Below are 25384 nucleotides of genomic sequence, written 5' to 3'. Positions count from 1 at the left end.
GATCAGTCCTTTCCGGTGGGGGCAGGCACGACGTACCCGTGACGGGTCAGCTCGTGCCGGAAGTTCTTGTGGGGCGGCACGTCATCGACGCCGCCGACGGCCCACGGGTGGCAGCGGGCGAGGCGCGCTGCGGTGAGCGCTGCGCCCTTCACGGCTCCGTGCTGCTGTACCGCGCCGACGGCGTACGCCGAGCACGAGGGGTAGTACTTGCAGACATCGCCGTAGGTGTGGGAGATGGTGGCACGGTATCCGTGCAGCAAGGCGAGAACGGCGTTGCGGGGGAGCAGCGGGACGCTCCGGAGGGAATCGGATGCCGAGAACTCGGCCTCGCCGAGGGCGTAGCCGGGCAGGACGCTCATCGGGTCCTCCGCGTCAGGCACTTCTCGACGTCGCTGCGCAGATCGGCGAACGACGCGGATGCCGCACTCGGCAGTGCCCGGATCACGATGTCATCGCCGGGGGCGACAGAGTCGAGCGACTCGAAGCAGAGGGCCTTGAGCCGACGGCGGACGGTGTTGCGCACGACGGCGCCGCCGACCTGGCGGCTGACGATGAAACCGAACCGCGCCGGACCATCGGTCACGGCGCGGTTCACGTATGTCACGGTGTGCGCTCCGGCACACCGACGGCCCCGACGGACGACGGCCTTGTACTCCGCTCCGCGGGTGAGTCGGTTCCGCCTCCCGAGCACCGCTCGGCTCAGGCCGAGAGCTCGGTGCGCCCCTTGGCGCGACGAGCCGAGAGGATGCCGCGGCCGGCGCGCGTGCGCATGCGGGCGCGGAAGCCGTGCTTCTTGGCGCGGCGGCGGTTGTTGGGCTGGAAGGTGCGCTTGCTCATGGGAACTACTTCCGATCAGATGTCACCGGGACGCTCGAGACCGGGGACGTGTGTACAGGGGCGACTGCCACGAAGGCATAAGTCAACCGATTAAGGCTACGTCGTGTCGCCTGAGAACTCAAACCGAGCGCAGAACGTGTCATTATGCACCGCCGACGCATTCGACCCTGGCACCGACACGCAGGGCGGATCTACAGTGGAGTTTGCTCACGCGACGCCCGCTGACTAGCGTGGCTCCGGCAGTTATCCACAGGCCTGGACCGACGTTTCCGCGGCTTCCGGTGGAAACATCGACAACCCGGGGGGGCCATGACACCGCACGAAGTTCCAGACGTTCCGGTCTGGACGGCCGTACTGGACGAACTCGTGCGCGACGATCGCATCACCCCGCAGCTCCACGGCTTCATCAGCCTGGCCGTGCCGCAGGGTGTCATGGGCGGAACGCTGTACCTCGACGTTCCCAACGATCTGACCGCCGCCCAGTTCACCAAGCGCATGCGCGCCCCGATCCTCGAAGCCCTCACACGGGTCGTGCAGGACGGGCAGAACCCGGCGTCCACGTTCCGCGTCGTCGTCAATCCGGACCTGGCGGACGCGCACCTCACCGCGCCGATCCCGATCCAGTCGACCGCCCAGGTCATCCCGTCGGCGCCGTCCATCGGGCGCCCGCATCTGGACGAGCCGGCGGAGACGGCATCCGTCTCGCGCAGCGATACACGACTCAACCCGAAGTACACGTTCGACAACTTCGTCATCGGCCAGTCCAACCGCTTCGCGCACGCGGCGGCCGTCGCGGTCGCCGAGGCGCCGGCGAAGGCGTACAACCCGCTGTTCATCTACGGCGACTCCGGGCTGGGCAAGACCCACCTGCTCCACGCCATCGGCGATTACGCGCTCAGCCTGTACGCCGGCATCCGCGTGCGGTACGTGTCGAGCGAGGAATTCACGAACGACTTCATCAACTCGATCGCCAACAACCGCGGCTCGGCATTCCAGGCGCGGTATCGGGACGTCGACATCCTCCTCATCGACGACATCCAGTTCCTGCAGGGACGTGCCGAGACGCAGGAGGCGTTCTTCCACACGTTCAACCAGCTGCACGACCACGACAAGCAGGTCGTGATCACGAGCGACGTGCCGCCGAAGCACCTGACGGGCTTCGAGGACCGGATGCGCAGCCGGTTCGAGTGGGGTCTCATCACCGATGTGCAGGCGCCCGACCTCGAGACGCGCATCGCGATCCTGCGCAAGAAGGCGCAGTCCGAGCGCCTCCACATCCCCGACGAGGTGATGGAGTACATCGCCACGGTCGTGTCGTCGAACATCCGCGAGCTCGAGGGCGCCCTCATCCGCGTCTCGGCGTTCGCGAGCCTCAACCGCTCGACGCTCGACATGTCGCTCGCGCAGACCGTGCTGCGCGACATCGTGGATCAGGACGACGCCAACGTCATCTCGCCGACCGACATCATCACGGCCACCGCGGCCTACTTCAAGCTGACCGTTGACGACCTGTACGGCTCCAGCCGCTCCCAGTCCGTCGCCACGGCACGCCAGATCGCCATGTACCTGTGTCGCGAGCGCACGAGCCTGTCACTGCCCAAGATCGGGCAGCTGTTCGGCAACCGCGACCACACCACCGTGATGTACGCCTACAAGAAGATCAGCGAGCTGATGAAGGAGCGCCGTTCGATCTACAACCAGGTGACGGAGATCACCGCTCAGCTCGGCCGCAACGGTCGCTGACGATCCCTTTACACCCCGTCGATGGGTCCGTGCGTTACGACGCGCGGACCCATCTCTGCATATGCCCGAAGAAGTTCTTGACAGGTGCCGCGAGCAGGTCCATCATTCCGGTTCTGCACAGTGTGGAAAACCTGTGGATAACTCTCCAAGCCTGCGGAAACCCCTGTGAGCGAGCGGGGGAAGCCTGTGGATGGATTGCGGATGTCGGAGGCCGCGGCATCCGACTTCCCGACGTCCCTCCGCAGCCGTTCCACAACTCACACTCTTGTGGTTTCCCTGTCCCGACTGGCGTCGAGCGAGTTGTCCACAGTTTCCACAGTCGTTAACACCATGACAAGAAATCTCTTTGATGAACCCGTCCGATCACCTTTGCGGTGGAGAGCTCCTCGCCGGGCGGAGCCGGACTGGCAATCTCGGAGCCTGGCACTAGCATGAGAACCCCGAGCCCGCAGTCGAAGGGCCCGCTGCAGAGGGAGCGTTCGTGAAGTTCCACGTCAATCGCGATGTGTTCAGCGAAGCCGTATCGTTCGTCGTCAAGCTTCTGCCGCAGCGCAACCCGCAGCCGATCCTCGCGGGCGTGCTGATCGAGGCATCCGCCGAGGGCCTCTCGCTCGCCGCGTTCGACTACGAGGCATCGGCCCGCACCACCATCGACGCGACCGTCGACGACCCGGGCACGATCCTCGTCCACGGCCGCCTGCTCTCCGACATCGCCAGCCGCCTGCCGAACGCTCCCATCCAGATCGAGGTCGACGACGACGGCGGCATCCTGCTGACGTGCGGATCCGCACGGTTCACCCTCGCGTCGATGCCGGTGCAGGAGTACCCGGCGATCCCCGAGGTCACCGGCGACTCCGGCCTCGTTCCCTCCGAGGACTTCGCAACCGCGATCGCGCAGGTGGCGTTCGCCGCGTCGCGCGACGACGTGACCCCCGTGCTCACAGGTGTGCAGCTCGAGGTCTCGGGCACCAGCCTCAGCCTGGTCGCAACCGACCGCTACCGTGTCGCCCTCCGCGAGATCCCGTGGGACGGCGGAGGCACCGCGACCGACGAGTCGACGACCGCGCTCGTTCCGGCGCGGACGCTGACCGAGGTCGGCAAGACGTTCGCGCACGGCGGCGACATCTCGATCGCCTTCTCGGGCTCGGGCGATCGCGAGATCATCGCGTTCACCGCGGGCAACAAGACCGTGACGTCGCTGCTCATCAAGGGCAATTTCCCGCCCGTGCGGCGCCTCTTCCCCGAGCAGACCGAGCACCACGCGGTGGTCAACACGGCGGAGCTCGCCGAGGCAGTGCGCCGTGTGTCGCTGGTGCTCGACCGTTCCGCGCCGCTGCGGTTCACGTTCACCGCCGACAGCGTCTCGATGGACGCCTCTGGCACCGAGCAGGCGCGCGCGACCGAGTCGGTCGACGCGACGCTCCTCGGCGGCGACGAGGTGACGCTCGGCCTCAACCCGCAGTACCTGCTCGAGTCGCTCGGCGCGGTCAAGAGCGAGTTCGTGCGCATCACGTTCACGTCGAGCGAGAACGCGAACAAGCTCAGCCCGGTGCTGATCACGCCGCAGACGTCGGTCGATCGCGCCGGCTCGGACTCGTTCCGCTACCTGCTGCAGCCCAACCTGCTCCTTCGCTGACCAGCATCCCGGCGTCGGCGCCGATCACTAGGCTTGTCCGGTGATCGTGGAGCACCTGAGTCTGGTCGACTTCCGCAACTATGCGGCCGTCGACGTCGAGCTCGGGCCCGGGCCGAACGTCTTCGTCGGCCGCAACGGTCAGGGCAAGACGAACCTCGCAGAAGCGATCGCGTTCTTCGCGACGCTGGGATCGCATCGCGTCTCGAACGACGCGCCGATGGTGCGCGACGGAGCGGATGCCGCGATCATCCGTGCCCGGCTGGCGCACGGCGACCGCCGGGTGCAGCTCGAGGCCCAGGTCAACCGGCAGGGCTCCAACAAGGCGCGCGTCAACGGCAGCGCGGTGAAGCCCACCGAGCTTCCCCGGTATGCGCAGGTGGTGCTGTTCGCGCCGGAGGATCTGCAGATCGTCCGCGGCGATCCGTCCGCGCGCCGGCGTTTCGCCGATCAGCTGCTGGTGCAGCGCGCCCCGCGCATGGCCGGAGTGCTCGCCGACTACGACCGTGTGCTCAAGCAGCGCACCGCGCTGCTGAAGTCGGCGAAGGCCCGGGGCATCCGGGGGGACGCGCTGTCGACGCTCGACGTCTGGGACGACAAGCTCGTCTCGCTCGGCACCCAGCTCATCGCGGCGCGACTCGCGCTCGCGACCGATCTTGCGACTCCCCTCGCCGCCGCGTACACCGCGATCGCCGGCGCCGACCACGACCCGCAGATCGAGTGGGCGCTCTCGGTCGCCGGCGCGGTGAGCGACGAGGACGGCGACGGCGGCGCGGCGTCGGCTACGACGGCGGCCGAGGCGTCCGGCGATCCCGCGGACTCATCCGCCGAACGCATCGCGGATCTCTTCCGCCAGGCGCTGGCGGCGAAGCGCACGTCGGAGCTGGAACGCGGACTGACGCTCGTGGGTCCGCACCGCGATGACCTGCTGCTGCGCATCCGCGGCCTTCCGGTCAAGGGCTATGCCTCCCACGGCGAATCCTGGTCCGTCGCGCTCTCGCTGCGACTCGCGTCGGCCGAGCTGCTGCGTGCGGACTCGCGCCTCGGCGACCCCGTGCTGATCCTGGACGATGTGTTCGCCGAGCTCGACACCGACCGCCGGTCCCGTCTCGCCCATCTCGCCGCCGACTACGAGCAGGTGGTCGTGACCGCGGCGGTGGAGGGCGACGTGCCGGAGGGGCTCCGGGCCCGCATGGTGCGGGTGGAGGCCGGGCGCATCCTCGACCCCGCGGATGCGGAGGCGACGGATGCCTGATCCTTCGACCGGACGGGGCGCCGAGCCCGGAAAGTCGGCGGATGCCGCGGCGGCACCCGCCGCGCCGGGGGTGCCCGACCGCACGGATGTGCCCGAGACGATCGCGACGTACCTGCGGCTGCGCGGGCTCGAACCCTCGGCGCGCTCGTTCCGCAAGCGCCGCCGCCGCACGGTGGACGACGAGAACATCCCGTTCGCGCCCGGTCGCGATCCCCGCGGAGTGGGGGACGTCATCGCGGACCTCACCCGCGAAGCCGGGTGGAACGGCCAGCTCGCCCGCGAAGACGTCGTCCTCGCGTGGGCGGAGGTCGCCGGCGAGGACACCGCGCGGCACACCCGTCCGGTGGCGTTCTCGGAGGGGTCGCTGACGGTGCAGGCCGATTCCACGGCGTGGGCGAAACAGCTTCAGCTGATGCGCGCGCACATCCTCTCAGAGATCGTCCGCCGCTTCCCCGAGGCGAAGGTGGACTCGGTCCGCTTCATCGGGCCCGACGTCCCCTCCTGGAAATGGGGTCCCAGAACGATTCCAGGCCGCGGTCCGCGCGATACCTACGGATAAGCCACGTTCGGAGTCATCCGAGCATCTTTCATCCCCTTACAGGGGCGTAGAGCGCTGTGATCGGGCCGTTACCCGATAGACTGTCAGGGCCCCCATCGAAGGATTTGGAGCCCTCGCGAAGATGACGTCTGATAACCCCGATAACGTTTCCGAGGAACCCGAAACGCCCGACAAGGCTCCCAACGCGTACGGGGCAGACGACATCCAGGTCCTGGAAGGTCTCGAAGCGGTGCGAAAGCGCCCGGGCATGTACATCGGCTCGACCGGTGAGCGCGGCCTGCACCATCTGGTCTACGAGATCGTCGACAACTCCGTGGATGAGGCCCTTGCCGGGTACTGCGACACCATCAACGTCACGATCCTGCCCGATGGCGGCATCCGCTGCGTCGACAACGGCCGCGGCATCCCGGTCGGCATCCACCGCAGCGAGGGCAGGTCGACCGTCGAGGTGGTGCTCACCGTGCTGCACGCCGGCGGCAAGTTCGGCGGCGGCGGGTACGCCGTCTCGGGCGGTCTGCACGGTGTCGGCTCGTCGGTCGTCAACGCGCTGTCGACGCGCCTCGAGGTCGAGGTCAAGCGCGAGGGCTATGTCTGGCGCCAGTCGTACCGCGACGGCGGTCAGCCCCAGGCGCCGCTCGCCAAGGTCGAGCCGACCGAAGAGACCGGCACGACCATCGAGTTCTGGCCCGACGACACCATCTTCGAGTCGGTCCACTACGACTACGACACGCTGCGCACGCGCTTCCAGCAGACGGCGTTCCTCAACAAGGGCCTCCGCATCACGCTGGCCGACGAGCGCCCCGCGTCGGCATACGTCACCGACGCCGAGGGCGGCGGGTCGGAGGAGCGCCAGCCTTTCGACGACTTCTACTACGAGCGCGGCCTCGTGGACTACGTCGAGTACCTCAACAAGGTGCGTCACGCCGATGTCGTCAACGACGAGATCATCGAGATCGAGTCGGAAGACACCACGCGCCACATCTCGCTCGAGCTCGCCATGCAGTGGACCACGAGCTACACCGAGAACGTCTTCACCTTCGCGAACACCATCAACACGCATGAGGGCGGCACGCACGAGGAAGGCTTCCGCGCGGCGCTGACCACCCTGGTGAACAAGTACGCACGCGACAAGAACCTGCTCAAGGAGAAGGACGACAACCTCACCGGCGACGACATCCGCGAGGGTCTGACCGCCGTCATCTCGGTGAAGCTCTCGGAGCCGCAGTTCGAGGGTCAGACCAAGACGAAGCTGGGCAACACCGAGGCGAAATCATTCGTGCAGAAGGTCGTCGGCGATCAGCTGGGCGACTGGCTCGAGCGCAACCCGGTGCAGGCCAAGCGCGTCATCACCAAGGCGATCGATGCGGCCACCGCGCGCATGGCCGCCCGCAAGGCGCGCGAGACCGCACGTCGCAAGAGCGTCTTCGAGTCGGCGGCGATGCCCGACAAGCTCAAGGACTGCACGAGCAAGGACCCCTCGATCAGCGAGATCTTCCTCGTCGAGGGCGACTCGGCCGGCGGCTCGGCGGTCTCGGGGCGCGACCCGCACACCCAGGCGATCCTGGCCCTGCGCGGCAAGATCCTCAACGTCGAGCGCGCCCGCCTCGACAAGGCACTGGCCAATAAAGAGGTCCAGGCGATGATCCAGGCCTTCGGCACGGGCATCGGCGAGGACTTCGACATCGACAAGGCGCGCTATCACAAGATCGTGCTGATGGCGGATGCCGATGTCGACGGTCAGCACATCACCACGCTGCTGCTCACGTTGCTCTTCCGCTACATGCGCGGGCTCATCGAGGCGGGCTTCGTCTACCTCGCGATGCCCCCGCTGTACCGGCTGAAGTGGACGAACTCGGCGCACGAGTACGTGTACTCCGACAAGGAGCGCGACGCGCTGCTCGAGGACGGGCTCGCCAACGGCAAGCGGATCCCCAAGGACTCCGGCATCCAGCGGTACAAGGGCCTCGGCGAGATGAACGCCAAGGAACTGTGGGAGACCACGATGGACCACACGACCCGGACGCTGCGCCAGGTCACCATCGACGACGCGGCCGCCGCGGACGAGATCTTCTCCGTCCTGATGGGCGAGGACGTCGAGTCCCGCCGCACGTTCATCCAGCGCAACGCCAAGGACGTCCGCTTCCTCGACATCTGACCGGGCACTGGCCCAGTCGTTGAGCGAGCACAGCGAGACGAAACGCACAGACACGAAAGAAGCCCATGGCTGAAGACGAACGCCCCGAGCCTGAGCACGATCACGGCCGAATCGACCAGGTCGATCTGCAGCTCGAGATGCAGCGCAGCTATCTCGACTACGCGATGGCCGTCATCATCGGTCGCGCGCTCCCCGACGTGCGCGACGGCCTGAAGCCGGTGCACCGCCGCGTGATCTACGGGATGTATGACGGCGGGTTCCGCCCCGACAAGTCGTTCTCGAAGTGCGCCCGCGTCGTCGGCGAGGTCATGGGCCAGTACCACCCGCACGGCGACACGGCGATCTACGACGCCCTCGTCCGTCTCGTGCAGCCGTGGTCGCTGCGGTACCCGCTGGCGCAAGGTCAGGGCAACTTCGGCTCGCCCGGCAACATGGGCGCCGCCGCCCCGCGGTACACCGAGACGAAGATGGCTCAGCTCGCGCTCGAGATGGTGCGCGACATCGAGGAAGAGACCGTCGACTTCCAGGACAACTACGACGGGCAGACGCAGGAGCCGTCGGTCCTGCCGGCGCGCTTCCCGAACCTGCTGGTCAACGGCTCCGTCGGCATCGCCGTCGGCATGGCGACCAACATCCCGCCGCACAACCTGCGCGAGGTCGCCGCGGGTGCACTGTGGGCCCTCGAACACCCCGACGCGTCTCGCGAGGAGCTGCTCGAGGCGCTCATGGAGCGCATCCCCGGCCCGGACTTCCCGACCGGCGCGCAGATCCTCGGCACCAAGGGCATCCGCGAGGCGTACCGCACCGGCCGCGGGTCGATCACGATGCGCGCCGTCGTCGCGATCGAGGAGATCCAGGGTCGCACCTGCCTCGTCATCACCGAGCTGCCGTACCAGGTCAACCCCGACAACCTCGCGGTCAAGATCGGCGATCTCGCCCGCGACGGCAAGATCACCGGCATCGCCGACATCCGTGACGAGACCTCCGATCGCACCGGACAGCGTCTCGTCGTGGTCCTCAAGCGGGATGCCGTCGCCAAGGTCGTGCTGAACAACCTGTACAAGCACACGCAGCTGCAGGAGAACTTCGGCGCGAACATGCTCGCGATCGTCGACAACGTGCCGCGCACGCTCGCGCTCGACGGCTTCATCGCGCTGTGGGTGGACCACCAGATCGACGTCATCGTGCGGCGCACCACCTACCGGCTGCGCAAGGCCGAGGAGCGGATGCACATCCTGCGCGGCTACCTCAAGGCGCTCGACGCGCTCGACGAGGTCATCGCGCTCATCCGCCGGTCGCCCACCGTGCAGGAGGCGAACGACGGCCTGCAGAGGCTGCTCGACATCGACGAGGTGCAGGCCGACGCGATCCTGCAGATGCAGCTGCGCCGTCTGGCCGCCCTCGAGCGCCAGAAGATCATCGACGAGGCCGCCGAGCTCGAGCGCCAGATCGCCGATTACCAGGACATCCTCGCCACCCCGCAGCGCCAGCGCGACATCGTGCGCGAGGAGCTGACGGCGATCGTCGACAAGTTCGGCGACGAGCGCCGCACGCACATCCTGCACGGGTTCGACGGCGACATGTCGATGGAAGACCTCATCCCCGAAGAGGAGATGGTGATCTCCGTCACGCGCGACGGGTACATCAAGCGCACCCGGAGCGACAACTACCGCCAGCAGCACCGCGGCGGCAAGGGCGTCAAGGGCGCGCAGCTGCGCGCCGACGACGTGGTCGAGCACTTCTTCGTCACGACGACCCATCACTGGCTCCTGTTCTTCACGAACAAGGGCCGCGTGTACCGCTCGAAGGCGTACGAGGTGCCGGAGGCCGGCCGCGACGCCAAGGGCCAGCACGTCGCCAACCTCCTCGCGCTCCAGCCCGACGAGGAGATCGCGCAGATCCTCGACATCCGCGACTACTCCGTCGCGACCTACCTCGTGCTGGCGACGCGCAACGGCCTCGTCAAGAAGACCCGCCTCACCGAGTACGACACCAACCGCCAGGGCGGCATCATCGCCATCAAGCTGCGCGGTCAGGTCCCCGACGAAGGTGACGACGACGAAGCAGGTCCCGACGACGAGGTCGTCAGCGCGCTGCTCGTCGACGAGGGCGACGACATCCTGCTCATCAGCCGGCACGGCATGTCGCTGCGGTTCTCGGCCACCGACTCGGCGCTGCGTCCGATGGGCCGCTCGACATCGGGCGTGAAGGGCATGGACTTCCGCGCCGGCGACAGCCTGCTCTCGGCATCCGTCGCCACCGACGACGGATATGTGTTCGTGGTCACCGAAGGCGGCTACGCAAAGCGCACCGCCGTCGACCAGTACCGCGTGCAGAACCGCGGCGGACTGGGCATCAAGGTGGCCAAACTGAGCGAGGATCGGGGCGATCTCGCGGGTGGTCTGATCGTCTCCGAGGACGACGAGGTCTTGGTGGTTCTTGCCAGCGGCAAGGTGGTACGCTCTGCCGTGGCCGAGGTCCCCGCCAAGGGTCGAGACACGATGGGTGTCGTGTTCGCCCGCTCCGGCGATGACGACCGCATCCTCGCAATCGCTCGCAACGGTGAACGCGGCCTTGCCGAAGAACCCGAGGAAACCGCCGACGGAGCCGCACAGGCACCGTCACCTGAGACCCCGTCATCAGAAGACACCGACGGGTCGGATGCCTCCCCCGAGACCCCCGAAGAGAGCACTGACGCATGAGCACGGTAGCCGACAAGCTCGCCAAGAAATCGAGTCACAAGACCAGCGCCAAGCAGGTGCGCCTGCGCCTGGTGTATGTGGACTTCTGGTCCGCGGTGAAGCTGTCCTTCCTCGCCGCGATCGCGATCGCGGTGGTCACCGTCGTCGCCTTCGTGATGGTCTACCTGGTGGTGCAGACCACCGGCCTGATCGACAAGGCCGACGAGTTCTTCTCCAGCTTCTCGGACGGCAGCATCCTGCTGTCGGACTTCGTGAGCTTCCCGCAGGTGCTGGCGTTCTCGGCCGTCGTCGCCATCCTGAACCTCGTCGTGTTCACGGTGCTCGGCGCCGTGATCGCGGGCATCTACAACCTCGCCGTCAAGGTCACCGGCGGCCTGCTCGTCGGCTTCACCTCGAACTGACGCCCACACGCCGCGCGCCGGCATCCACGGATTCGATCCACGGATGCCGGCGCTCCGTGTTTGCGGGTCAGACGACCGTCGTGCCGAGCAGCGTGCCGATGAGCCAGGTGACGACGAGTGCGAGCGCGCCGCCGACCACCAGACGCGTCGCCGCACGCAGGCGCGGCGCACCGCCGAGGGTCGCGGAAACCGTCCCCGTCGCCGCGAGGGCGAGCAGCACGGCGACGAAGGTGACGGGCACCCGCCACTCGGGTGGCGGCAGCAGGATCGCCAGCAGCGGCAGCAGCGCACCGAGGGTGAACGCGATCGCCGACGAGAGCGCCGCATGCCACGGATTTACCAGGTCGTCCTGGTCGATGTGCAGTTCTACCTCGAGATGGGCCGACAGCGCGTCGTGTGCGGTGAGCTCCTCCGCGACCACGCGTGCCGTCGCCTCGGAGAGGCCGCGTTCGCGATACAGCTGCGTGAGCTCCTCGAGCTCCTGCTGGGGCATGTCACGCAGCTCGCCGCGCTCCTTGGCGATGAGCGCCCGCTCCGAGTCGCGCTGGCTGCTCACCGACACGTATTCGCCCAGCGCCATCGAGATCGCGCCGCCGACGAGTCCGGCGATGCCGGCGGTGAACAGCGCGCCGGTGTCGGTGGTCGCGCCGGCGACACCTACGACCAGCGCAGCGACCGACACGATGCCATCGTTCGCACCCAGCACGCCGGCACGCAGCCAGTTCAGTCGTTGCCCGAGTCCGGCGCCGTGGGGCTCGCCGGGATGAGAGGTCGCGGTCACCTGCCCAGTCAACCAGCCCGATTCGTGAAATCGAGCTTCGTCGGGTAAAGTCTTGGAGGTTGCGGGACGCAGTTCCGCAGACATTCGGGGCTATAGCTCAGGCGGTTAGAGCGCTTCACTGATAATGAAGAGGTCCCAGGTTCAAGTCCTGGTAGCCCCACCGAAAGCCCCGGGGCCTTAGCTCAGTTGGTAGAGCGCCTGCTTTGCAAGCAGGATGTCAGGAGTTCGAATCTCCTAGGCTCCACAGAACACACGAAGCCGGTTCCCGCAAGGGGCCGGCTTCTTCGTTCTCCTGGAAGAGTCGCGCGGATAGGGTGAAGCATGGACCTGCGTGTCGCGGCATACGCGGTGATCGTCGACGAACACGACCGCCTCCTGCTCGCCCATTGGAACGAGGGCCGCCGCGCCGCGTGGACGCTCCCCGGAGGCGGGCTCGAAGAGGGCGAAGATCCTGAGCGTGCGGCTCGCCGCGAGGTCAGGGAGGAGACGGGCTATCGCGTCGCGATCGGGCCGCTGCTCGGCATCCACTCCCGCGTCATCCCGGCGGGACGCCGGTTGAAACCGGGTGCCGACCTGCCGCTGCACACGCTGCGGATCGTCTACCGCGCGCGCATCACCGGTGGTCGCCTGCGCAACGAGACGAACGGCTCCACCGACCGCGCGGAGTGGTTCCCGCTCACGGAGGTGAGCACGCTGCAGCGCGTGAAGCTCGTCGACATCGCCCTCGAGATGGCCGGGGTGGAACTGCCCTCGTGAGCGCGGGCTTCGGCCCGGCCGTCAGTCGATCGGCTGCGAGATGTCGGCGACCGTCGCCCCGTAGGCGGCGAGGAGTTCATCGGCGTCGACGAACATGCTGTAGCCGTGCGCGCCCGCCCCCATCGCGATGCGCTGACCGACGATCTCGCTGTCGGCGTAGATCGGCCAGTCGTGGGTGCTGCCCAGGGGCACGATCGTGCCCCGCTCGTAACCGGTGGCGGCCAGCGCGCGTGCGGGATCCGGCAGCTGCAGCTTGTTCACACCGACGACCGCCCGCAGCTTCGGCCACGAGATGGCACGGTCACCCGGGATGAGCGCGAACAGATACGTGTCGTCGCTGCGCTTGACAACGAGGGTCTTCACGATGCCCGACGCCGGGATCCCGAGGATCGCGGCCGCTTCCGGCAGGCTGTCGGCCGCCGGGCGCTCGCGGATCTCGATCGCCAGACCGCGCGCGGAGGCCGCCGCGCGAACGCGGTCGACCCCCGTCAGTGCCTCGCCCGTGGCAGGCTCAGGCATCCGGAGCGCGCAGCGGGTCGTCCGCGACCCAGAGCTCGTCGTCGGCGCGGAGCGTCTGCCACGCGGCATAGAGCACGCCGGCCGCGGCAGCGACACCGAGGATGATGGCGATGACGCCGCCGGCGCCCATCCCCTTCTTCTGCGGTGCGGACCGCTCGAGCTTCGCCGAGAGATACCGGCTCGCCTCGCGAGCGTACTTGTCGGCCTTCTTGCCGTAGTTCTTCGAATCGGGCAGCGCGAATCCGCGGCCGCTGGCGAGCTGGGCGCGCGTGTCGTTCGCAGCGTCCCAGACCGACAGTGCGGAGCCGACCACGGCGCCGGCCGCGGGGATGACCGTGCTGTTGACGACCTTCTTGCCCTTGTCGACGTACGGCGCGGCGTACTTCTCGTAGCCGGCCTGCACCTGCGGCTTGACCTGTTCGCGACCGAAGTGCCCGAGCTGGCGACTTGCTTCGCGTGCGACGGATGCGGCCTCACCAACCAGCACCTGCTGCGTCTCCCACAGCTGATTCGCCTGCTTCTGAAGCTTCTGTAGTTCCTTCTTGCGCTTGCGGCTGACGCTCACGGTTGCCCTCCCTGTCGTGGGGATGTCGTCTCCCCATCTTGCCAGACCCCCGCCGAGACGGGAGGGGTTGCAGTGAACTCTGAGACAATGTAGGAATGCCGCTTCACACAGCTGTCGCAACGATCCACACCAACTACGGCGACATCGTCGTCAACCTGTTCGGAGACCACGCCCCCCGCACCGTGCAGAACTTCGTCGGGCTCTCCGACGGGTCGCAGGCGTGGACGCACCCGGCGACCGGCAAGCCGGGCGAGGGCCCGCTGTACAAGGACGTCATCTTCCACCGCATCATCTCGGGCTTCATGATCCAGGGCGGCGACCCGCTCGGCCAGGGCGTGGGCGGACCGGGCTACAACTTCAACGACGAGATCAACGGCGAGCTCACCTTCACCGAGCCGTACAAGCTCGCCATGGCGAACGCCGGCCTCCGCCGCAACGCGATCACCGGTCAGCCCGAGGGCACCAACGGCTCGCAGTTCTTCATCACCGTCCCCGGCCAGGGTGGCCGCGGACCGGAGTGGCTGCAGGGCAAGCACACCATCTTCGGCGAGGTCGCCGATGACGCCTCGAAGGCCGTCGTCGACACGATCGCCGAGGTTCCGACGGCCGCCGGCGACCGCCCGGTCGAGCCGGTCGTCATCGAGTCGATCGACATCGCCTCGGTCTGATCGTTCGCGCGCCGGGCGTGCGGCGGAACGCCGTCGCACGCCCGGATCCGCCGCAGCCCTGAGCCGACGAAACCCACAGACGGGGGCCGCGTGAGCACCGACTTCCAGCGCAACCGCGATAACTTCTGCTACCGGCATCCGGATCGGCAGAGCTTCGTGCTCTGCCAGCGATGCCTGCGCACGATCTGTCCCGAGTGTCAGACCCCCGCCGCCGTCGGCGTGATCTGCCCCGAGTGCCTGCGCGACCAGCAGAAGTCGCAGTCGCCGGCGCAGCGCAAGGCCGAGCGCCGATGGTCGCGTCCGCGCGCGGTGTCGGCGTCGTCGGGACAGCCGATCGTCACCTATGCGATCATCGGCCTCACCGCCTTCGTGTACCTGCTCACGCTCATCCCCGGCGGATTCGGTGACTCTGTGCAGCAGACGCTGCTGTACTGGGCTCCCCTGATGTACCCCGACGTGACCGGGCGCTTCGAGCCGTGGCGTCTGCTCACCGGCGCACTCGTGCACGCGGGCATCTGGCATGTGGGCCTCAACATGCTCGCGCTCTGGATGATCGGTCGCAGCCTCGAACCGCTCCTCGGCCGGTGGCGGTTCCTCACCCTCTACGTGCTGAGCGCCATCGGCGGTTCGGTGGCGGTGACGCTCTTGTCGTTCACGACGCCCGTCGTCGGGGCGTCCGGCGCCATCTTCGGCCTCTTCGGGGCGCTGCTCGTCATCGGACGCCACATCGGCGCGAACATCGCGGGCATCGCGCTCGTCCTCGGCATCAACCTCGTCATCGGGTTCATCCCGGGATTCAACGTCTCGTGGCAGGCGCACGTGGGCGGCCTGCTGGTCGGCCTGCTGGTCGCGTTCATCTTCACGCGCACCCGCGCGGTGCGGCAACGTGGTCTGCAGATCGGCCTGCTCGTGGCCGTCGGCGCCGGCCTCGTGGCGCTGCTCTTCGTGCCTGTGGTCTTTCCGGGCCTGGTGCTCGCGTAAGGGTGCAGCCGCGAGGACCCCGGAGTTATCCACAGGCTCATCCACAGCCTGGGGAGAATGACACGGGTGTAATTCACAGGTGTTAACAGAGTTGTTAACAACTCCGTTGCGTCCGACGAACGGGGTGTCCGCTGCCGGCGGTCACGGCATCCGCGCACGGAAAAGCCCCGGTCGCCGTAGACCGGGGCTTCTCGTTCGTAGGATCTCGCTAGCGCCAGCGCGTCGTCATGAGGAAGCCGATGAAGGCGATACCGAAGCCGATCACCAGGTTCCATGCCCCGATGTCGGGAATCGGGAACGCCATGCCGCTCAGGTAGAAGACGAGGATCCAGACCAGACCGATGAGCATCAGTCCGATCATGATCGGCTTGAACCACACCGGGTTGGGTGCGGCCTCGCCTTCTGCGCGCTCGACGAGCGAGTCGTCGTCTTTGCCGGGTCGTGCCATGGTGAAGAGTCTAACTGCCAGCCGACCCCAACCCTTGCTGTGCGAGAATCCCCCTGTGGATGAAGCGGTGACCGGTCTGGGGCGCGCCGCGCGGAGAGAGCAGACCCCGCGCCGGCGCACGTCCGTCGTCGGTGTCATCGGCGAGGTGCTCATCACCGCCGGCGTCATCGTGCTCCTCTACGTCGTCTGGCAGCTGTGGGTCGGCGATCTGATCTACGGAGCCGAGCGCAACGCCGAAGGGACTCAGCTCTCGCAGCAGTGGGCGGAGCAGTACGAGGCAGAGGATCCCGTCGTCGCGGCGCCAGAGCCGGCGGATCCGTCCGCACCTTCCGCCCCGGTCACCGCACCGCCGCCCGTGCTGTCGGAGCCCGGCGACGGCGAGAGGTTCGCAGTCATGCGCATCCCCCGTTTCGGGTCGGACTACATGGTGCCGATGGCGGGCGGTGTGACCCGTTCCCGAACCCTCGACCCGATCGGCATCGGCCACTATCCCGGCACCAAGATGCCGGGTGAGCCGGGCAACTTCGCCGTCGCCGCCCATCGCACCACGTGGGGCAAGCCGTTCAACCGCATCGCCGACCTGCACGTGGGGGACGCGATCGTGGTGGAGACGCAGGACGGCTGGTACACCTACCGCTTCCGGACGCTCCAGTACGTCCGCCCGAACGAGGTCGAAGTGCTCCTTCCCGTGCCCCAGGCGATGGATGTCCCCGCCGGCACCGCCTACATCACCATGACGAGCTGCAGCCCCATGTACGCGATGACCGAGCGCATCGTCGCCTACGGCGTGTTCGAGTCCTTCACGCCGCGCAACGCCGGCGAACCGGCATCCCTCCAGGCGGTGGCCTGATGTACGCGGCGCTCTGGCGAGTGCTTCCCGGGCCCTGGTGGGTGCGGGTGCTCATCCTGCTCATCGTGATCGCGGCGGTGCTCTACGGGCTGCTCTTCTACGTCTTCCCCTGGGTGAGCCAGTTCGTGAACCCGCAGGACGTGACCGTCGGGCTTCCGGCCGGCCCGTCGGGTGCGCCGGTGTCGTGACCGCGGCACCGTCGTCGGCACGCATCCTCGTCGTCGACAACCACGACAGCTTCGTCCACACGCTGATCGGGTACCTCCATGAGCTGGGGGCCGAGACCGACATGGTGGAGGCCGACGCGATCCGCGACCCCGCGCGCGCCGTGGCGGGTCGCCGCGCGGTGCTCGTCTCACCCGGACCGGGCACGCCCGTCGACGCCGGCGCATCCATCGCGGTCGTGCGTGCGGCGGCCTCGGACGGTGTCCCGCTCCTGGGCGTGTGCCTCGGCCACCAAGCGATCGCCGAGGCCTATGGGGCGACGGTCGACCACGCCCCCGAGCTCATGCACGGCATGACCTCGCTGGTGCACCATGACGGCTCTCCGCTGTACGCCGGGCTCCCCGACCCGTTCACGGCGACGCGCTACCACTCGCTCGCGATCGTGCCCGGGACGCTGCCGGCCGAGCTCGTGGTCACCAGCCGTACCGCGAGCGGCGTCATCATGGGCGTCGCCCACCGCACCGCGCCCATCGTCGGCGTGCAGTTCCATCCGGAGAGTGTGCTGACCGAGGGCGGACATCGCCTGCTGGGCAACTGGCTCGCATCGGTCGGATTCACGGATGCCGCTGCCCGCGGCGCGACGCTCAGTCCGCGCCGCGACGCCTGACGACGACGCCCTCACGCCCGGTGTACCGGCGTCCGGCGTTTTACGCGCCCGAGCAGTAGATCAGCGTGATCTGCGAGTGCACCGGGACGTCGCCGGGCGTCAGCGACTGCGACTGAACGGTCGGCGGGTCGGCACCGGCGCAGTTCGGATCCTCCTGCGCGGTCACGATGAGGCCGACGTCTTCGAGCTCGCGCGTGGCAGCGTCCACCGTGTAGCCCCGCACGTCGTCGATCGCCACCCGGCCGGAAGCCACCACCAGGTTCACCATGGTGCCGGTCGCGACACTCGCCCCGTCGACCGGATCACTCGAGATCACCGTGCCGGCGGCCAGGTCCTTGTCGTTCTGCGGGGTGACGGTGCCCAGCTGCAGGCCGGCGCCCGTGATCGCATCGGTCGCGGCGTCCTGCCCGAGTCCCACCAGCGTCGGCACCGTCGACATCTGCTGTCCGGTCGAGACGTACACGCTGACCTGCTGGTCGGGCGTCACCGACGTCCCCGCCTCGGGGTCGGTGCGGATGACGTTGCCGGCGGCGACATCGGTGTTCTCCTCGTCGACACGGATCGCCCGGAGATCGGCTTCGGCCAGTGCCTCGTTCGCGCGCTCGTAGGTCATCCCCGACACATCGGGCACCTCGCGCACGTTGCCGGGAAGATCGTCGCGCGGCTGGATGGTGAGGACCCAGAACAGCAGGGAGATGAGCAGCACCGCCAGCAGGGCCACGCCGGCCCAGATCCAGGCGACCGGCGGACCGGCCTGCGTGCGCTTCATGGTGGTGTCGGTGCTCAGCTGGCGCAACGACCGCGCGGTCTCGGCGGCCTGGCGCGGGTTCGGGCCGTACAGCTCGCTGGTGAGCGCGCCCACCTGGCGCTTCGACGGCTGTCGGCCGTCCACGGTCGCGTCGAGCGCCTCCCGGAAGCCCGCGGCATCCTGGTAGCGCTGGAACGGGTCCTTCGCGAGGGCACGCAGCGCGACCGTGTCGAGCGCCCGGGGCACCGTGTCGTTCACCTCGGACGGCGGCACCGGCGCCTCGCTGACGTGCTGATACGCCACCGCCACCGGAGAGTCGCCGCGGAAGGGCTGGCGGCCGGTGAGGAGCTCGTACAGCACGACGCCGGTCGAGTACACGTCGGCGCGGGCGTCGACGGGCTCCCCCTTCGCCTGCTCCGGCGAGAAGTACGCGGCGGTCCCGAGGATCTGAGTGGTCTCGGCCACGGTCGACGAGCTGTCCGACACCGCGCGGGCGATGCCGAAGTCCATCACCTTCACCTGACCGGCATCCGTCACCATGACGTTGCCCGGCTTGATGTCACGGTGCACGACGCCGGCGCGGTGCGAGTACTCGAGAGCCTCCAGGATGCCGTCGACATAGCGGACGGCATCCGTGACCGGAACCGGACCCGCCGAGATGATCTCCTTGAGGAGCCGGCCCTTGACGAGTTCCATCACGATGAACGGGACGGGCCGGACGGTGCCGTCCGGCGATGTCAGGGAGTCCTCGCCGGCGTCGTACACCCGCACGATCGTGGGGTGGGCCATCCGGGACGCGGCCTGCGCCTCGAGGCGGAACCGGGTGCGGAACGCGTTGTCGTCGGCCAGCTCGCGGTCGAGGATCTTGATCGCGACCTCGCGACCGAGCGTGAGGTCGTAGCCGCGGTAGACGCTCGCCATGCCGCCTCGGCCGATGGGCTCATCGATGCGATAGCGCCCCGAAAGCACACGCGGCTCAGCTGTCACGGTCACTCCCTGCCTGGAACATCAGCCACACTAGCCGAGCGAGAGCGGGTCGCGCGTGCCGCGCGACCCGCTCTGCGGATTCACTCAGCCAGGCTCACGGCGTCGGCGTAGGCGTCGGTGCGGGGGCCTCGATGAGCACCGTGGCCTCGCCCGACTCACCCGACGTGCGGTTGCCCGCGGTGCCGCCGCTGCACGTGACGTTGTAGGTCACGATGAGCGTCTGACCGGGCGCGTCGCCCGCCGTCACGGTCGCCGACCGCGCATTCTGCGGGAAGCTCGGGCCGTTCGTGATCGTGCCGTTCTGCACCGTGAAGGTGTAGGCGCTGACGGAGCCTGCTCCCGAGGGGCAGGTGTAGCCGTCCCACATGACAGTGACCTGCTCGCCGGGCGCGACAGATGCGGGAGCGCCCTGGAACGTCGGGGAGCTCGGCGTCGGCATCGGCGTCTGGCCGGCATAGGCCGTCAGCTCGATGATGGTGCTCTTCGGGACGTTGCCGGTCGGGCTGACGCTGTAGACCTTGCCCACACTCGCCTCGTCGGGCGCGGCGTTGCCCTCGACGCAGTTCGCACCCAGGCCGAGGGCGTCGAGTGCGGTCGACGCCGCGGCGCAGTCCAGTCCCACGTAGTCGTCCGCGACGACGTTCGCCGTGGTGGGCGTGGGCGTCGGCGTGTCGGTCGGTGTCACCGAGGGCTTGGAGGTGGTCTTGGTCGGGTCGGGCTCGGGCGTGTCCTGGTTCGCCACGACCGCCCAGATGGTGCCGATGAGCACCAGGAGCAGCAGGGCGATGAGCGCGATGAGCGGCCAGGTCCAAGGGCTGCGCTTCTTCTTATCGACCGCCTCTTCAGCACCCTCTTCACCGGGTGCCGGCATGATGCGCGTCGCCGCCGACGTGTCGGAGCCCGCCGCGAGCAGCTGCGTCGCCGCATCGCCCGCAGCCACGCCGGCGATGGCCGGGACCGCCGCGGCGGCTGCCGCGACATCGCCTCGGCGCAGTGCGGTGGCGGCGCGCGCGACGGCAGCCGCGGAGGCCGGACGCTCCTCGGGCTTCTTCGCGATCATCGCCATGACGAGGTTCTGGACCGGCACGGCGACCGTGGCCGGCAGAGGTGCCGGCTGCTCATTGATCTGCGCCATCGCGATGGCGACCTGCGACTCGCCCGTGAACGGGCGCTTCCCTGCGAGGCACTCGTAGGCGACGATCCCGAGCGAGTAGATGTCGGTGGCGGGCGATGCCGGGTGACCCGACGCCTGCTCCGGCGACAGGTACTGCACGGTGCCCATGACCTGGCCCGTGGCGGTCAGCGGCACCTGGTCGGCGATGCGCGCGATGCCGAAGTCGGTGATCTTCACGCCGCCGTCGGGCGTGATGAGGAGGTTGCCGGGCTTGATGTCGCGGTGAACGAGACCGGCCGCGTGCGCGGCCTGCAGTGCGGCCGACGTCTGCGCCACGATGTCGAGGGTCTTGTCGGTCGACAGCGATCCGTCGCGTTCGAGGATCGTCGACAGCGCCTCGCCGGGAACGAGTTCCATGACGAGGAAGGCGCTGCCGGCCTCCTCGCCGTAGTCGAACACGCTCGCGATGCCCTCGTGGTTCACGAGAGCCGCATGGCGGGCCTCGGCACGGAAGCGCTCCAGGAATCCCGGGTCTCCCATGTATTCGTCTTTGAGGATCTTGATGGCGACGGTCCGTCCGATGACGTGGTCGGTCGCTTCCCAGACCTCGCCCATGCCGCCGATCGCTATGCGCGAATCGAGTTCGTATCGGCCGCCGAAGGTCACGCCCTGCGTCGGTCTCATTTGCCCAGCACCGCCTCCATGACCTTCTTCGCGATAGGAGCGGCGATGGTGTTGCCGCTGCCCGACTGTCCTTGCCTGCCGCCGTCCTCCACGACCACTGCGACCGCGACTTCGGGGTTCTGGGCCGGGGCGAACCCTGTGAACCAGAGGGTGTATGGCTCGTCGCCGGTGTTCTCCGCGGTTCCGGTCTTTCCGGCCACGTCGACCCCGTCTATTCTTGCACCCGACGCAGCACCGTCACTGACATTGGCCACCATCATCGTGACCAGCTCGTCAGCGAGGGTCGCGTCGAGTGCCCGCCCGAACTCCGTGTCGTCGAAGGTCTTCTGTACCGACAGGTCCGGGCCGATCACACGATCCACCATGCGGGGATTCATCACCATGCCGCCGTTCGCGATGCCGGCCGACACCATCGCCATCTGCAGCGGCGTCGCCGTCACCTGACCCTGACCGAACCCGCTCAACGCCGTCTGAGCGTCGTCCTGGATCGTCCGCGGGTATCCCGACGGCGTCGACTTGAGCGGCAGCTCGAACGGCTGGTTGAAGCCGTACTTCTCGGCCTCTTCGCGGATGGCGGTGTCGCCGAGTTCCACGGCGAGCTCCGCGAACGGGATGTTGCAGCTGAGGCGCAGCGCGTCGGCGAGGGTGACCGTGTCGCCGCCACCGCACGTGCCGCCGCTGGCGTTGTGCACGATGCTGCTGGACTGCGGCAGCTGATACGTCGCGGGGTTCGGGAGCGTCGACTGCGGGGTGTAGTCGCCAGAGGCGAGCGCGGCCGAGGCGACGACGAGTTTGAACGTCGAGCCGGGCGGGTTCAGGTCGCCCCCGATCGCACGGTCCGACAGCGGCTTGCCCGGATCTGCGACGAGCGCGTCGTACGCGGCGTTCACCGCGTCGGTGTCGTGCGATGCCAGGACGTTGGTGTCGTAGCTGGGGCTCGTCACCATCGCCAGGATGCGCCCGGTGGCCGGCTCGATCGCGATGATGCCGCCCTGCAGGTCGCCGAGCGCCTCGTAGGCGGCGCGCTGCACGTCGGCGTCGAGGGACAGCACCACGTTCGAGCCGCGTGGCGGCTGCCCGGTGAAGATCCGCTCGACGCGCGAGAAGAACTGCGAACCCGCCGTGCCGCTGAGCTCCTGGTTCATGGCCAGCTCGATGTTGGTCGCCGAGTTGAGCACGGGGTTGATGTAGCCGGTGACGGGCGCCCACATGGCGGCATCCGTGTACACGCGCTGCCAGCTGTAGAGGTCGTCGGACGGCACCGACGAGGCGATCGCGGCTCCGCTCGCGATGATGGAGCCGCGCTGAACCTCGTACGAGTCGTAGAGCGAACGACGGTTCTCGGGATTGGCCGCGAGCTCGTCGGCCTGGATCACCTGGATCCAGCTCGTCGACGCGAACAGCGCGAGGAACATGACCAGCATCAGGATGCTGAGGCGACGAAGTTCCTTGGTCACGAAGCACCTCCCCCGCAGGGAAGGTGTCGACCATGGGTCGGTCCCTGAGCCTGTCGAAGCTCCTTCGTCATCAGCCGATCACCACCCGGGGTCGGCTGCGCACGGCATCCGAGATGCGCAGCAGCAGCGCGACGATGATCCAGTTCGCCACGAGCGACGAGCCACCGGCGGCCAGGAACGGCGTGGTGAGGCCGGTGAGCGGAATGAGCCGGGTGACGCCGCCGACCATGATGAACACCTGCAGCGCGATCGTGAACGACAGGCCGGTCGCGAGAAGCTTGCCGAAGTCGTCCTGCCCGGCCAGGCCGATGCGGATGCCGCGGCTGGTGAAGACCATGTACAGGCACAGGATCGCGAACACGCCGATCAGCCCGAGCTCTTCGCCGAGCGCCGGCAGGATGTAGTCGCTCTCGGCGACCGGCGTGAGGTACGGCCGCCCCTGCCCGAGTCCGGTTCCCAGGAGACCGCCGTTGGCCATGCCGAAGATGCCGTTGACGAGCTGGTAGCTGGAGCCGCCCATCAGGTCGGGGTTGAACGCGTCGAGCCAGTTCGTGAAGCGCGCGCCCACGTACGGAAGGATGCGCGACGCCAGGAACGCGCCCGACACCGCGAGGACGACGCCGATGAGCACCCAGCTGGTCTTGCCGGTCGCGACGTACAGCATCGCGACGAACATGCCGAAGATGAGCACGCCGGTGCCGAGGTCGCGCTGCAGCACGATGATGCCGAGCGAGACGAGCCAGATGACCAGCAGCGGGCCGAGCTCGCGTCCGCGGGGCCAGGTGAGGCCGAGGAACCGGGTGCCGGTCGAGGTGAGGCTCTCGCGCGTTCGCACCAGGTAGCCGGCGAAGAAGATGCCGAGCGCGATCTTGGCGAGCTCGCTCGGCTGGAACGAGAAGAAGCCCAGGTCGACCCACACATCGGCGTTGCCGCCGGCGCTGAGGCCGGGGATCACCGGCAGGATCAGCAGCGCGATGCCGACGAAGCCGAAGATGTACGTGTAGCGGAACAGCACGCGGTAGTTGTGCAGGAACATCACCACGAGGATCGCCGCGATCAGGGCGATCGCCGCCCACGCCAGCTGCCGCGTCGAGTACGCCTCCCAGCCGTGTCGCTCCCAGTTGAGGTCGAGCCGATAGATCATCGCGAGCCCGAGCCCCGTGAGGAGCGTCGCGATCGGCACGACGAAGGGATCTGCGTCGCGGGCGCGCAGGCGCAGGAGGATGTGCAGAGCGATCACGAGGGCGGTCAGGCCGCCGCAGTAGACCAGGAACGTCCAGTCGATCGCTCCGAGCGCGCCCAGCTGGACGAGCGCGATCGCCGATCCGTTGATCGCGAACGCGAAGACGAGCAGGGCGAGCTCCCGGTTGCGCTGCGTCTGCGGCACGCGGATGCGCCGCAGCGCCCGCACCACGGCGGTGTCGGTCGACACGGCGTCGGTGGGCGTGCTGGTGGTGGCGCTCATCCGCCTCCTCCCGACAGGTCGCTGATTCCCGACACGATCTGGCGCGCGTGCGAGAGCGAGTTCGCCGAGATCGTCCCCTCCACCGTCGCACGGGCGAACTCCGACAGCGAATCGAGCGGGATCCCGGTGTCTTCGTAGGGCGTCGACAGCGAGATCGGCCCGATGTTCTGCTGCACACCCTGGTAGATCACGACGGTGTCCTCGTCGCCGCCGACGAAATAGCGCGTCTGGGTCCACTGGTAGCCGAGCCACGCGGCGCCGGCGATGAGCACGAGCACGAGCGCGACGCCCACGATCCATCCGACGCGGCGACGGCGGGCGCGGCGGCGGTCTTCTTCGATGAGCTCCTCGAGGAACTCCGCTGCGGGCTCGAAGTGGGTGGGCTCGTTCGCCGCCTGCCGGTTGGGGTGCAGCCAGCTGGTGCGGCCCGGGCGTGCCGCGGGCACGTCGATGCCGGTCGGGTTGGAGGCGGAGCCCACGATGGTGGGCGTGCCGGAGAACAGCGGATGCTGGCCGCCGACGTCGACGATGACGATCGTCACGTTGTCGGGGGCGCCGCCGTCGAGGGCCTGCTTCAGCAGGCTGTCGGCGGTGCGCCCCGGCGCGAGCCCGAGACCCATCGCCTTCGCGGTGTGGGGGTCGTCGACCACGCCCGACAGGCCGTCGGAGCAGAGCAGCCAGCGGTCGCCCGGCTGCGTCGGCATGATGAACGTGTCGAGCTCGGGGTCGGTGTCCATATCGCCGAGCACGCGCATGAGCACGGAACGGCGCGGGTGGTAGCGGGCCTCTTCGGGCGTGATGCGGCCGGAGTCGACGAGCCGCTGCACGAAGGTGTGGTCGGTGGTGATCTGGGTGAGCGCGCCGTCGCGGTACAGGTAGATGCGCGAGTCGCCGATGTGGGCGATGACCGCGTACTCGTCGACCATGATCAGGGCGCTGACGGTGGTGCCCATGCCGGCGAGCTCGGGACGGATGCCGACGGTGTCGGCGAGGTCGACAGCGGCATCCGATATCGCGTCGCGCAGCGCCCTCTCGGCGTCGGCGGTGGAGTCGAAGGGGCGGTCGAGCGCCTGCAGCCGGGTGATCGCGATGCTCGAGGCGACGTCGCCGCCTGCGTGGCCGCCCATGCCGTCGGCGACGACGAACAGGTTCGAGCCGGCATAGCCGGAGTCCTGATTGTTGGAGCGCACCTTGCCGGTGTGCGAGATCGCGGCGCTCGAGCCCTGGAAGACCATGTGGGAGGG

General features: G+C 68.4%; 25 protein-coding genes and 2 tRNA genes. 15 read left to right on the top strand and 12 right to left on the bottom strand.

Annotation, left to right across the window (positions count from 1 at the left end):
* Positions 1 to 2 precede the first annotated feature (2 nt).
* Genes yidD through rpmH form a run of 3 tightly spaced genes read right to left on the bottom strand, consistent with a single transcriptional unit; the run spans position 3 to position 837 of the window.
* Complete coding sequence (gene yidD / locus Q9R08_RS03000) at positions 3 to 359, bottom strand: membrane protein insertion efficiency factor YidD (protein WP_308866337.1); 357 nt, start codon at positions 357 to 359, stop codon at positions 3 to 5.
* Positions 356 to 691, bottom strand: coding sequence for a ribonuclease P protein component (gene rnpA / locus Q9R08_RS02995; RefSeq protein WP_308866336.1), 336 nt, complete (start codon positions 689 to 691; stop codon positions 356 to 358). The genes yidD and rnpA overlap by 4 nt, the downstream gene beginning before the upstream one ends.
* Before the next feature lie 8 nt (positions 692 to 699).
* The gene (rpmH, locus tag Q9R08_RS02990; RefSeq protein WP_055952712.1) at positions 700 to 837 is read right to left on the bottom strand and encodes a 50S ribosomal protein L34; all 138 of its coding nucleotides are present in this window, start codon (positions 835 to 837) and stop codon (positions 700 to 702) included.
* 309 nt (positions 838 to 1146) lie between these two features.
* Here rpmH and dnaA point away from each other — a divergent pair, with 309 nt between their 5' ends.
* From dnaA to Q9R08_RS02955, 7 genes are all read left to right on the top strand, one after another.
* Entirely contained in the window at positions 1147 to 2580 is a 1434-nt protein-coding gene (dnaA, locus tag Q9R08_RS02985; protein ID WP_308866334.1) for a chromosomal replication initiator protein DnaA, read from the top strand.
* Positions 2581 to 3061: 481 nt separating this feature from the next.
* Positions 3062 to 4216 (top strand): DNA polymerase III subunit beta, encoded by a 1155-nt coding sequence (gene dnaN, locus Q9R08_RS02980; RefSeq protein WP_308866333.1) that lies wholly within the window; start codon positions 3062 to 3064, stop codon positions 4214 to 4216.
* A gap of 40 nt (positions 4217 to 4256) precedes the next feature.
* Positions 4257 to 5468 (top strand): DNA replication/repair protein RecF, encoded by a 1212-nt coding sequence (gene recF, locus Q9R08_RS02975; RefSeq protein WP_308866332.1) that lies wholly within the window; start codon positions 4257 to 4259, stop codon positions 5466 to 5468.
* Positions 5461 to 6027 (top strand): DciA family protein, encoded by a 567-nt coding sequence (locus Q9R08_RS02970; protein WP_308866331.1) that lies wholly within the window; start codon positions 5461 to 5463, stop codon positions 6025 to 6027. The genes recF and Q9R08_RS02970 overlap by 8 nt, the downstream gene beginning before the upstream one ends.
* Positions 6028 to 6148: 121 nt before the next feature.
* Entirely contained in the window at positions 6149 to 8182 is a 2034-nt protein-coding gene (gene gyrB / locus Q9R08_RS02965) for a DNA topoisomerase (ATP-hydrolyzing) subunit B (protein ID WP_308866330.1), read from the top strand.
* A gap of 65 nt (positions 8183 to 8247) precedes the next feature.
* On the top strand, positions 8248 to 10884 hold the full coding sequence (gene gyrA, locus Q9R08_RS02960; RefSeq protein ID WP_308866329.1) for a DNA gyrase subunit A: 2637 nt from the start codon (positions 8248 to 8250) through the stop codon (positions 10882 to 10884).
* Positions 10881 to 11285 (top strand): DUF3566 domain-containing protein, encoded by a 405-nt coding sequence (locus Q9R08_RS02955; protein ID WP_308866328.1) that lies wholly within the window; start codon positions 10881 to 10883, stop codon positions 11283 to 11285. Before gyrA ends, Q9R08_RS02955 begins: the two co-directional genes overlap by 4 nt.
* Positions 11286 to 11352: 67 nt before the next feature.
* On the opposite strand, the gene Q9R08_RS02950 is transcribed toward Q9R08_RS02955, so the two are convergent.
* Positions 11353 to 12078, bottom strand: a complete 726-nt coding sequence (locus Q9R08_RS02950; protein ID WP_418001305.1) for a VIT1/CCC1 transporter family protein — start codon at positions 12076 to 12078, stop codon at positions 11353 to 11355.
* A 74-nt stretch (positions 12079 to 12152) separates the two neighbouring features.
* Between Q9R08_RS02950 and Q9R08_RS02945 the strand changes: the two genes are divergently transcribed.
* The 3 genes from Q9R08_RS02945 to Q9R08_RS02935 all read left to right on the top strand — a co-directional run bounded on the left by Q9R08_RS02945 (position 12153) and on the right by Q9R08_RS02935 (position 12822).
* Positions 12153 to 12226 (top strand) — tRNA-Ile (locus Q9R08_RS02945).
* Between the two features lie 11 nt (positions 12227 to 12237).
* Positions 12238 to 12310: transfer RNA gene (locus tag Q9R08_RS02940), tRNA-Ala, on the top strand.
* 77 nt (positions 12311 to 12387) lie between these two features.
* The gene (locus Q9R08_RS02935) at positions 12388 to 12822 is read left to right on the top strand and encodes an NUDIX hydrolase (RefSeq protein WP_308866326.1); all 435 of its coding nucleotides are present in this window, start codon (positions 12388 to 12390) and stop codon (positions 12820 to 12822) included.
* A gap of 21 nt (positions 12823 to 12843) precedes the next feature.
* Here Q9R08_RS02935 and Q9R08_RS02930 read toward each other — a convergent pair whose 3' ends face one another.
* On the bottom strand, positions 12844 to 13341 hold the full coding sequence (locus Q9R08_RS02930) for an aminoacyl-tRNA deacylase (protein ID WP_308866325.1): 498 nt from the start codon (positions 13339 to 13341) through the stop codon (positions 12844 to 12846).
* Positions 13334 to 13906 carry a DNA helicase gene (locus Q9R08_RS02925; RefSeq protein ID WP_308866324.1) on the bottom strand — a complete coding sequence of 191 codons (573 nt, stop codon included), beginning with the start codon at positions 13904 to 13906 and terminating at the stop codon, positions 13334 to 13336. The genes Q9R08_RS02930 and Q9R08_RS02925 overlap by 8 nt, the downstream gene beginning before the upstream one ends.
* A gap of 95 nt (positions 13907 to 14001) precedes the next feature.
* On the opposite strand from Q9R08_RS02925, the gene Q9R08_RS02920 reads away from it, so the two are divergent.
* Both Q9R08_RS02920 and Q9R08_RS02915 read left to right on the top strand, forming a co-directional pair.
* Complete coding sequence (locus Q9R08_RS02920) at positions 14002 to 14574, top strand: peptidylprolyl isomerase (protein WP_308866323.1); 573 nt, start codon at positions 14002 to 14004, stop codon at positions 14572 to 14574.
* A gap of 90 nt (positions 14575 to 14664) precedes the next feature.
* A complete protein-coding gene (locus tag Q9R08_RS02915) occupies positions 14665 to 15555 on the top strand; it encodes a rhomboid family intramembrane serine protease (RefSeq protein WP_308866322.1) in 891 nt (296 codons plus the stop codon).
* Positions 15556 to 15763: 208 nt separating this feature from the next.
* Here Q9R08_RS02915 and Q9R08_RS02910 read toward each other — a convergent pair whose 3' ends face one another.
* Positions 15764 to 16003, bottom strand: a complete 240-nt coding sequence (locus Q9R08_RS02910; protein ID WP_045301992.1) for a cell division protein CrgA — start codon at positions 16001 to 16003, stop codon at positions 15764 to 15766.
* Between the two features lie 55 nt (positions 16004 to 16058).
* Here Q9R08_RS02910 and Q9R08_RS02905 point away from each other — a divergent pair, with 55 nt between their 5' ends.
* Genes Q9R08_RS02905 through Q9R08_RS02895 form a run of 3 tightly spaced genes read left to right on the top strand, consistent with a single transcriptional unit; the run spans position 16059 to position 17685 of the window.
* The gene (locus Q9R08_RS02905; protein ID WP_308866321.1) at positions 16059 to 16853 is read left to right on the top strand and encodes a class E sortase; all 795 of its coding nucleotides are present in this window, start codon (positions 16059 to 16061) and stop codon (positions 16851 to 16853) included.
* Complete coding sequence (locus Q9R08_RS02900; RefSeq protein WP_308866320.1) at positions 16853 to 17041, top strand: hypothetical protein; 189 nt, start codon at positions 16853 to 16855, stop codon at positions 17039 to 17041. Before Q9R08_RS02905 ends, Q9R08_RS02900 begins: the two co-directional genes overlap by 1 nt.
* Positions 17038 to 17685, top strand: coding sequence for an anthranilate synthase component II (locus tag Q9R08_RS02895; protein ID WP_308866319.1), 648 nt, complete (start codon positions 17038 to 17040; stop codon positions 17683 to 17685). Before Q9R08_RS02900 ends, Q9R08_RS02895 begins: the two co-directional genes overlap by 4 nt.
* 40 nt (positions 17686 to 17725) lie before the next feature.
* Here the strand turns inward: Q9R08_RS02895 and pknB are convergent, their stop codons facing one another.
* The 5 genes from pknB to Q9R08_RS02870 form a co-directional block, all read right to left on the bottom strand.
* Entirely contained in the window at positions 17726 to 19420 is a 1695-nt protein-coding gene (gene pknB, locus Q9R08_RS02890) for a Stk1 family PASTA domain-containing Ser/Thr kinase (protein ID WP_308866318.1), read from the bottom strand.
* A 94-nt stretch (positions 19421 to 19514) separates the two neighbouring features.
* On the bottom strand, positions 19515 to 21218 hold the full coding sequence (locus tag Q9R08_RS02885; RefSeq protein WP_308866317.1) for a serine/threonine-protein kinase: 1704 nt from the start codon (positions 21216 to 21218) through the stop codon (positions 19515 to 19517).
* Positions 21215 to 22675: a peptidoglycan D,D-transpeptidase FtsI family protein gene (locus tag Q9R08_RS02880; RefSeq protein WP_308866316.1), complete on the bottom strand. Its 1461-nt coding sequence runs from the start codon at positions 22673 to 22675 to the stop codon at positions 21215 to 21217. The genes Q9R08_RS02885 and Q9R08_RS02880 overlap by 4 nt, the downstream gene beginning before the upstream one ends.
* Before the next feature lie 70 nt (positions 22676 to 22745).
* Positions 22746 to 24140 carry an FtsW/RodA/SpoVE family cell cycle protein gene (locus tag Q9R08_RS02875; RefSeq protein ID WP_308866315.1) on the bottom strand — a complete coding sequence of 465 codons (1395 nt, stop codon included), beginning with the start codon at positions 24138 to 24140 and terminating at the stop codon, positions 22746 to 22748.
* Positions 24137 to 25375: a PP2C family protein-serine/threonine phosphatase gene (locus Q9R08_RS02870; RefSeq protein WP_308866314.1), complete on the bottom strand. Its 1239-nt coding sequence runs from the start codon at positions 25373 to 25375 to the stop codon at positions 24137 to 24139. Before Q9R08_RS02870 ends, Q9R08_RS02875 begins: the two co-directional genes overlap by 4 nt.
* Positions 25376 to 25384: the final 9 nt, after the last annotated feature.

The sequence above is a fragment of the Microbacterium psychrotolerans genome, assembly GCF_031085295.1.
GTDB classification, from domain to species: Bacteria; Actinomycetota; Actinomycetes; order Actinomycetales; family Microbacteriaceae; genus Microbacterium; species Microbacterium psychrotolerans.
The sequence above is the reverse complement of the archived record's forward strand: the minus strand, read 5'-3'. Positions and strand labels throughout refer to the sequence as shown.

Coding starts and splice junctions, on each gene's coding strand:
- Q9R08_RS02930 (WP_308866325.1), bottom strand. CDS start 13,341: ATGCCTGAGCCTGCCACGGGCGAGGCACTGACGGGGGTCGACCGCGTT.
- dnaA (WP_308866334.1), top strand. CDS start 1,147: ATGACACCGCACGAAGTTCCAGACGTTCCGGTCTGGACGGCCGTACTG.
- gyrB (WP_308866330.1), top strand. CDS start 6,149: ATGACGTCTGATAACCCCGATAACGTTTCCGAGGAACCCGAAACGCCC.
- Q9R08_RS02875 (WP_308866315.1), bottom strand. CDS start 24,140: ATGAGCGCCACCACCAGCACGCCCACCGACGCCGTGTCGACCGACACC.
- Q9R08_RS02970 (WP_308866331.1), top strand. CDS start 5,461: ATGCCTGATCCTTCGACCGGACGGGGCGCCGAGCCCGGAAAGTCGGCG.
- Q9R08_RS02900 (WP_308866320.1), top strand. CDS start 16,853: ATGTACGCGGCGCTCTGGCGAGTGCTTCCCGGGCCCTGGTGGGTGCGG.
- Q9R08_RS02935 (WP_308866326.1), top strand. CDS start 12,388: ATGGACCTGCGTGTCGCGGCATACGCGGTGATCGTCGACGAACACGAC.
- Q9R08_RS02885 (WP_308866317.1), bottom strand. CDS start 21,218: ATGAGACCGACGCAGGGCGTGACCTTCGGCGGCCGATACGAACTCGAT.
- Q9R08_RS02910 (WP_045301992.1), bottom strand. CDS start 16,003: ATGGCACGACCCGGCAAAGACGACGACTCGCTCGTCGAGCGCGCAGAA.
- rpmH (WP_055952712.1), bottom strand. CDS start 837: ATGAGCAAGCGCACCTTCCAGCCCAACAACCGCCGCCGCGCCAAGAAG.
- yidD (WP_308866337.1), bottom strand. CDS start 359: ATGAGCGTCCTGCCCGGCTACGCCCTCGGCGAGGCCGAGTTCTCGGCA.
- Q9R08_RS02920 (WP_308866323.1), top strand. CDS start 14,002: ATGCCGCTTCACACAGCTGTCGCAACGATCCACACCAACTACGGCGAC.
- gyrA (WP_308866329.1), top strand. CDS start 8,248: ATGGCTGAAGACGAACGCCCCGAGCCTGAGCACGATCACGGCCGAATC.
- Q9R08_RS02955 (WP_308866328.1), top strand. CDS start 10,881: ATGAGCACGGTAGCCGACAAGCTCGCCAAGAAATCGAGTCACAAGACC.
- Q9R08_RS02870 (WP_308866314.1), bottom strand. CDS start 25,375: ATGGTCTTCCAGGGCTCGAGCGCCGCGATCTCGCACACCGGCAAGGTG.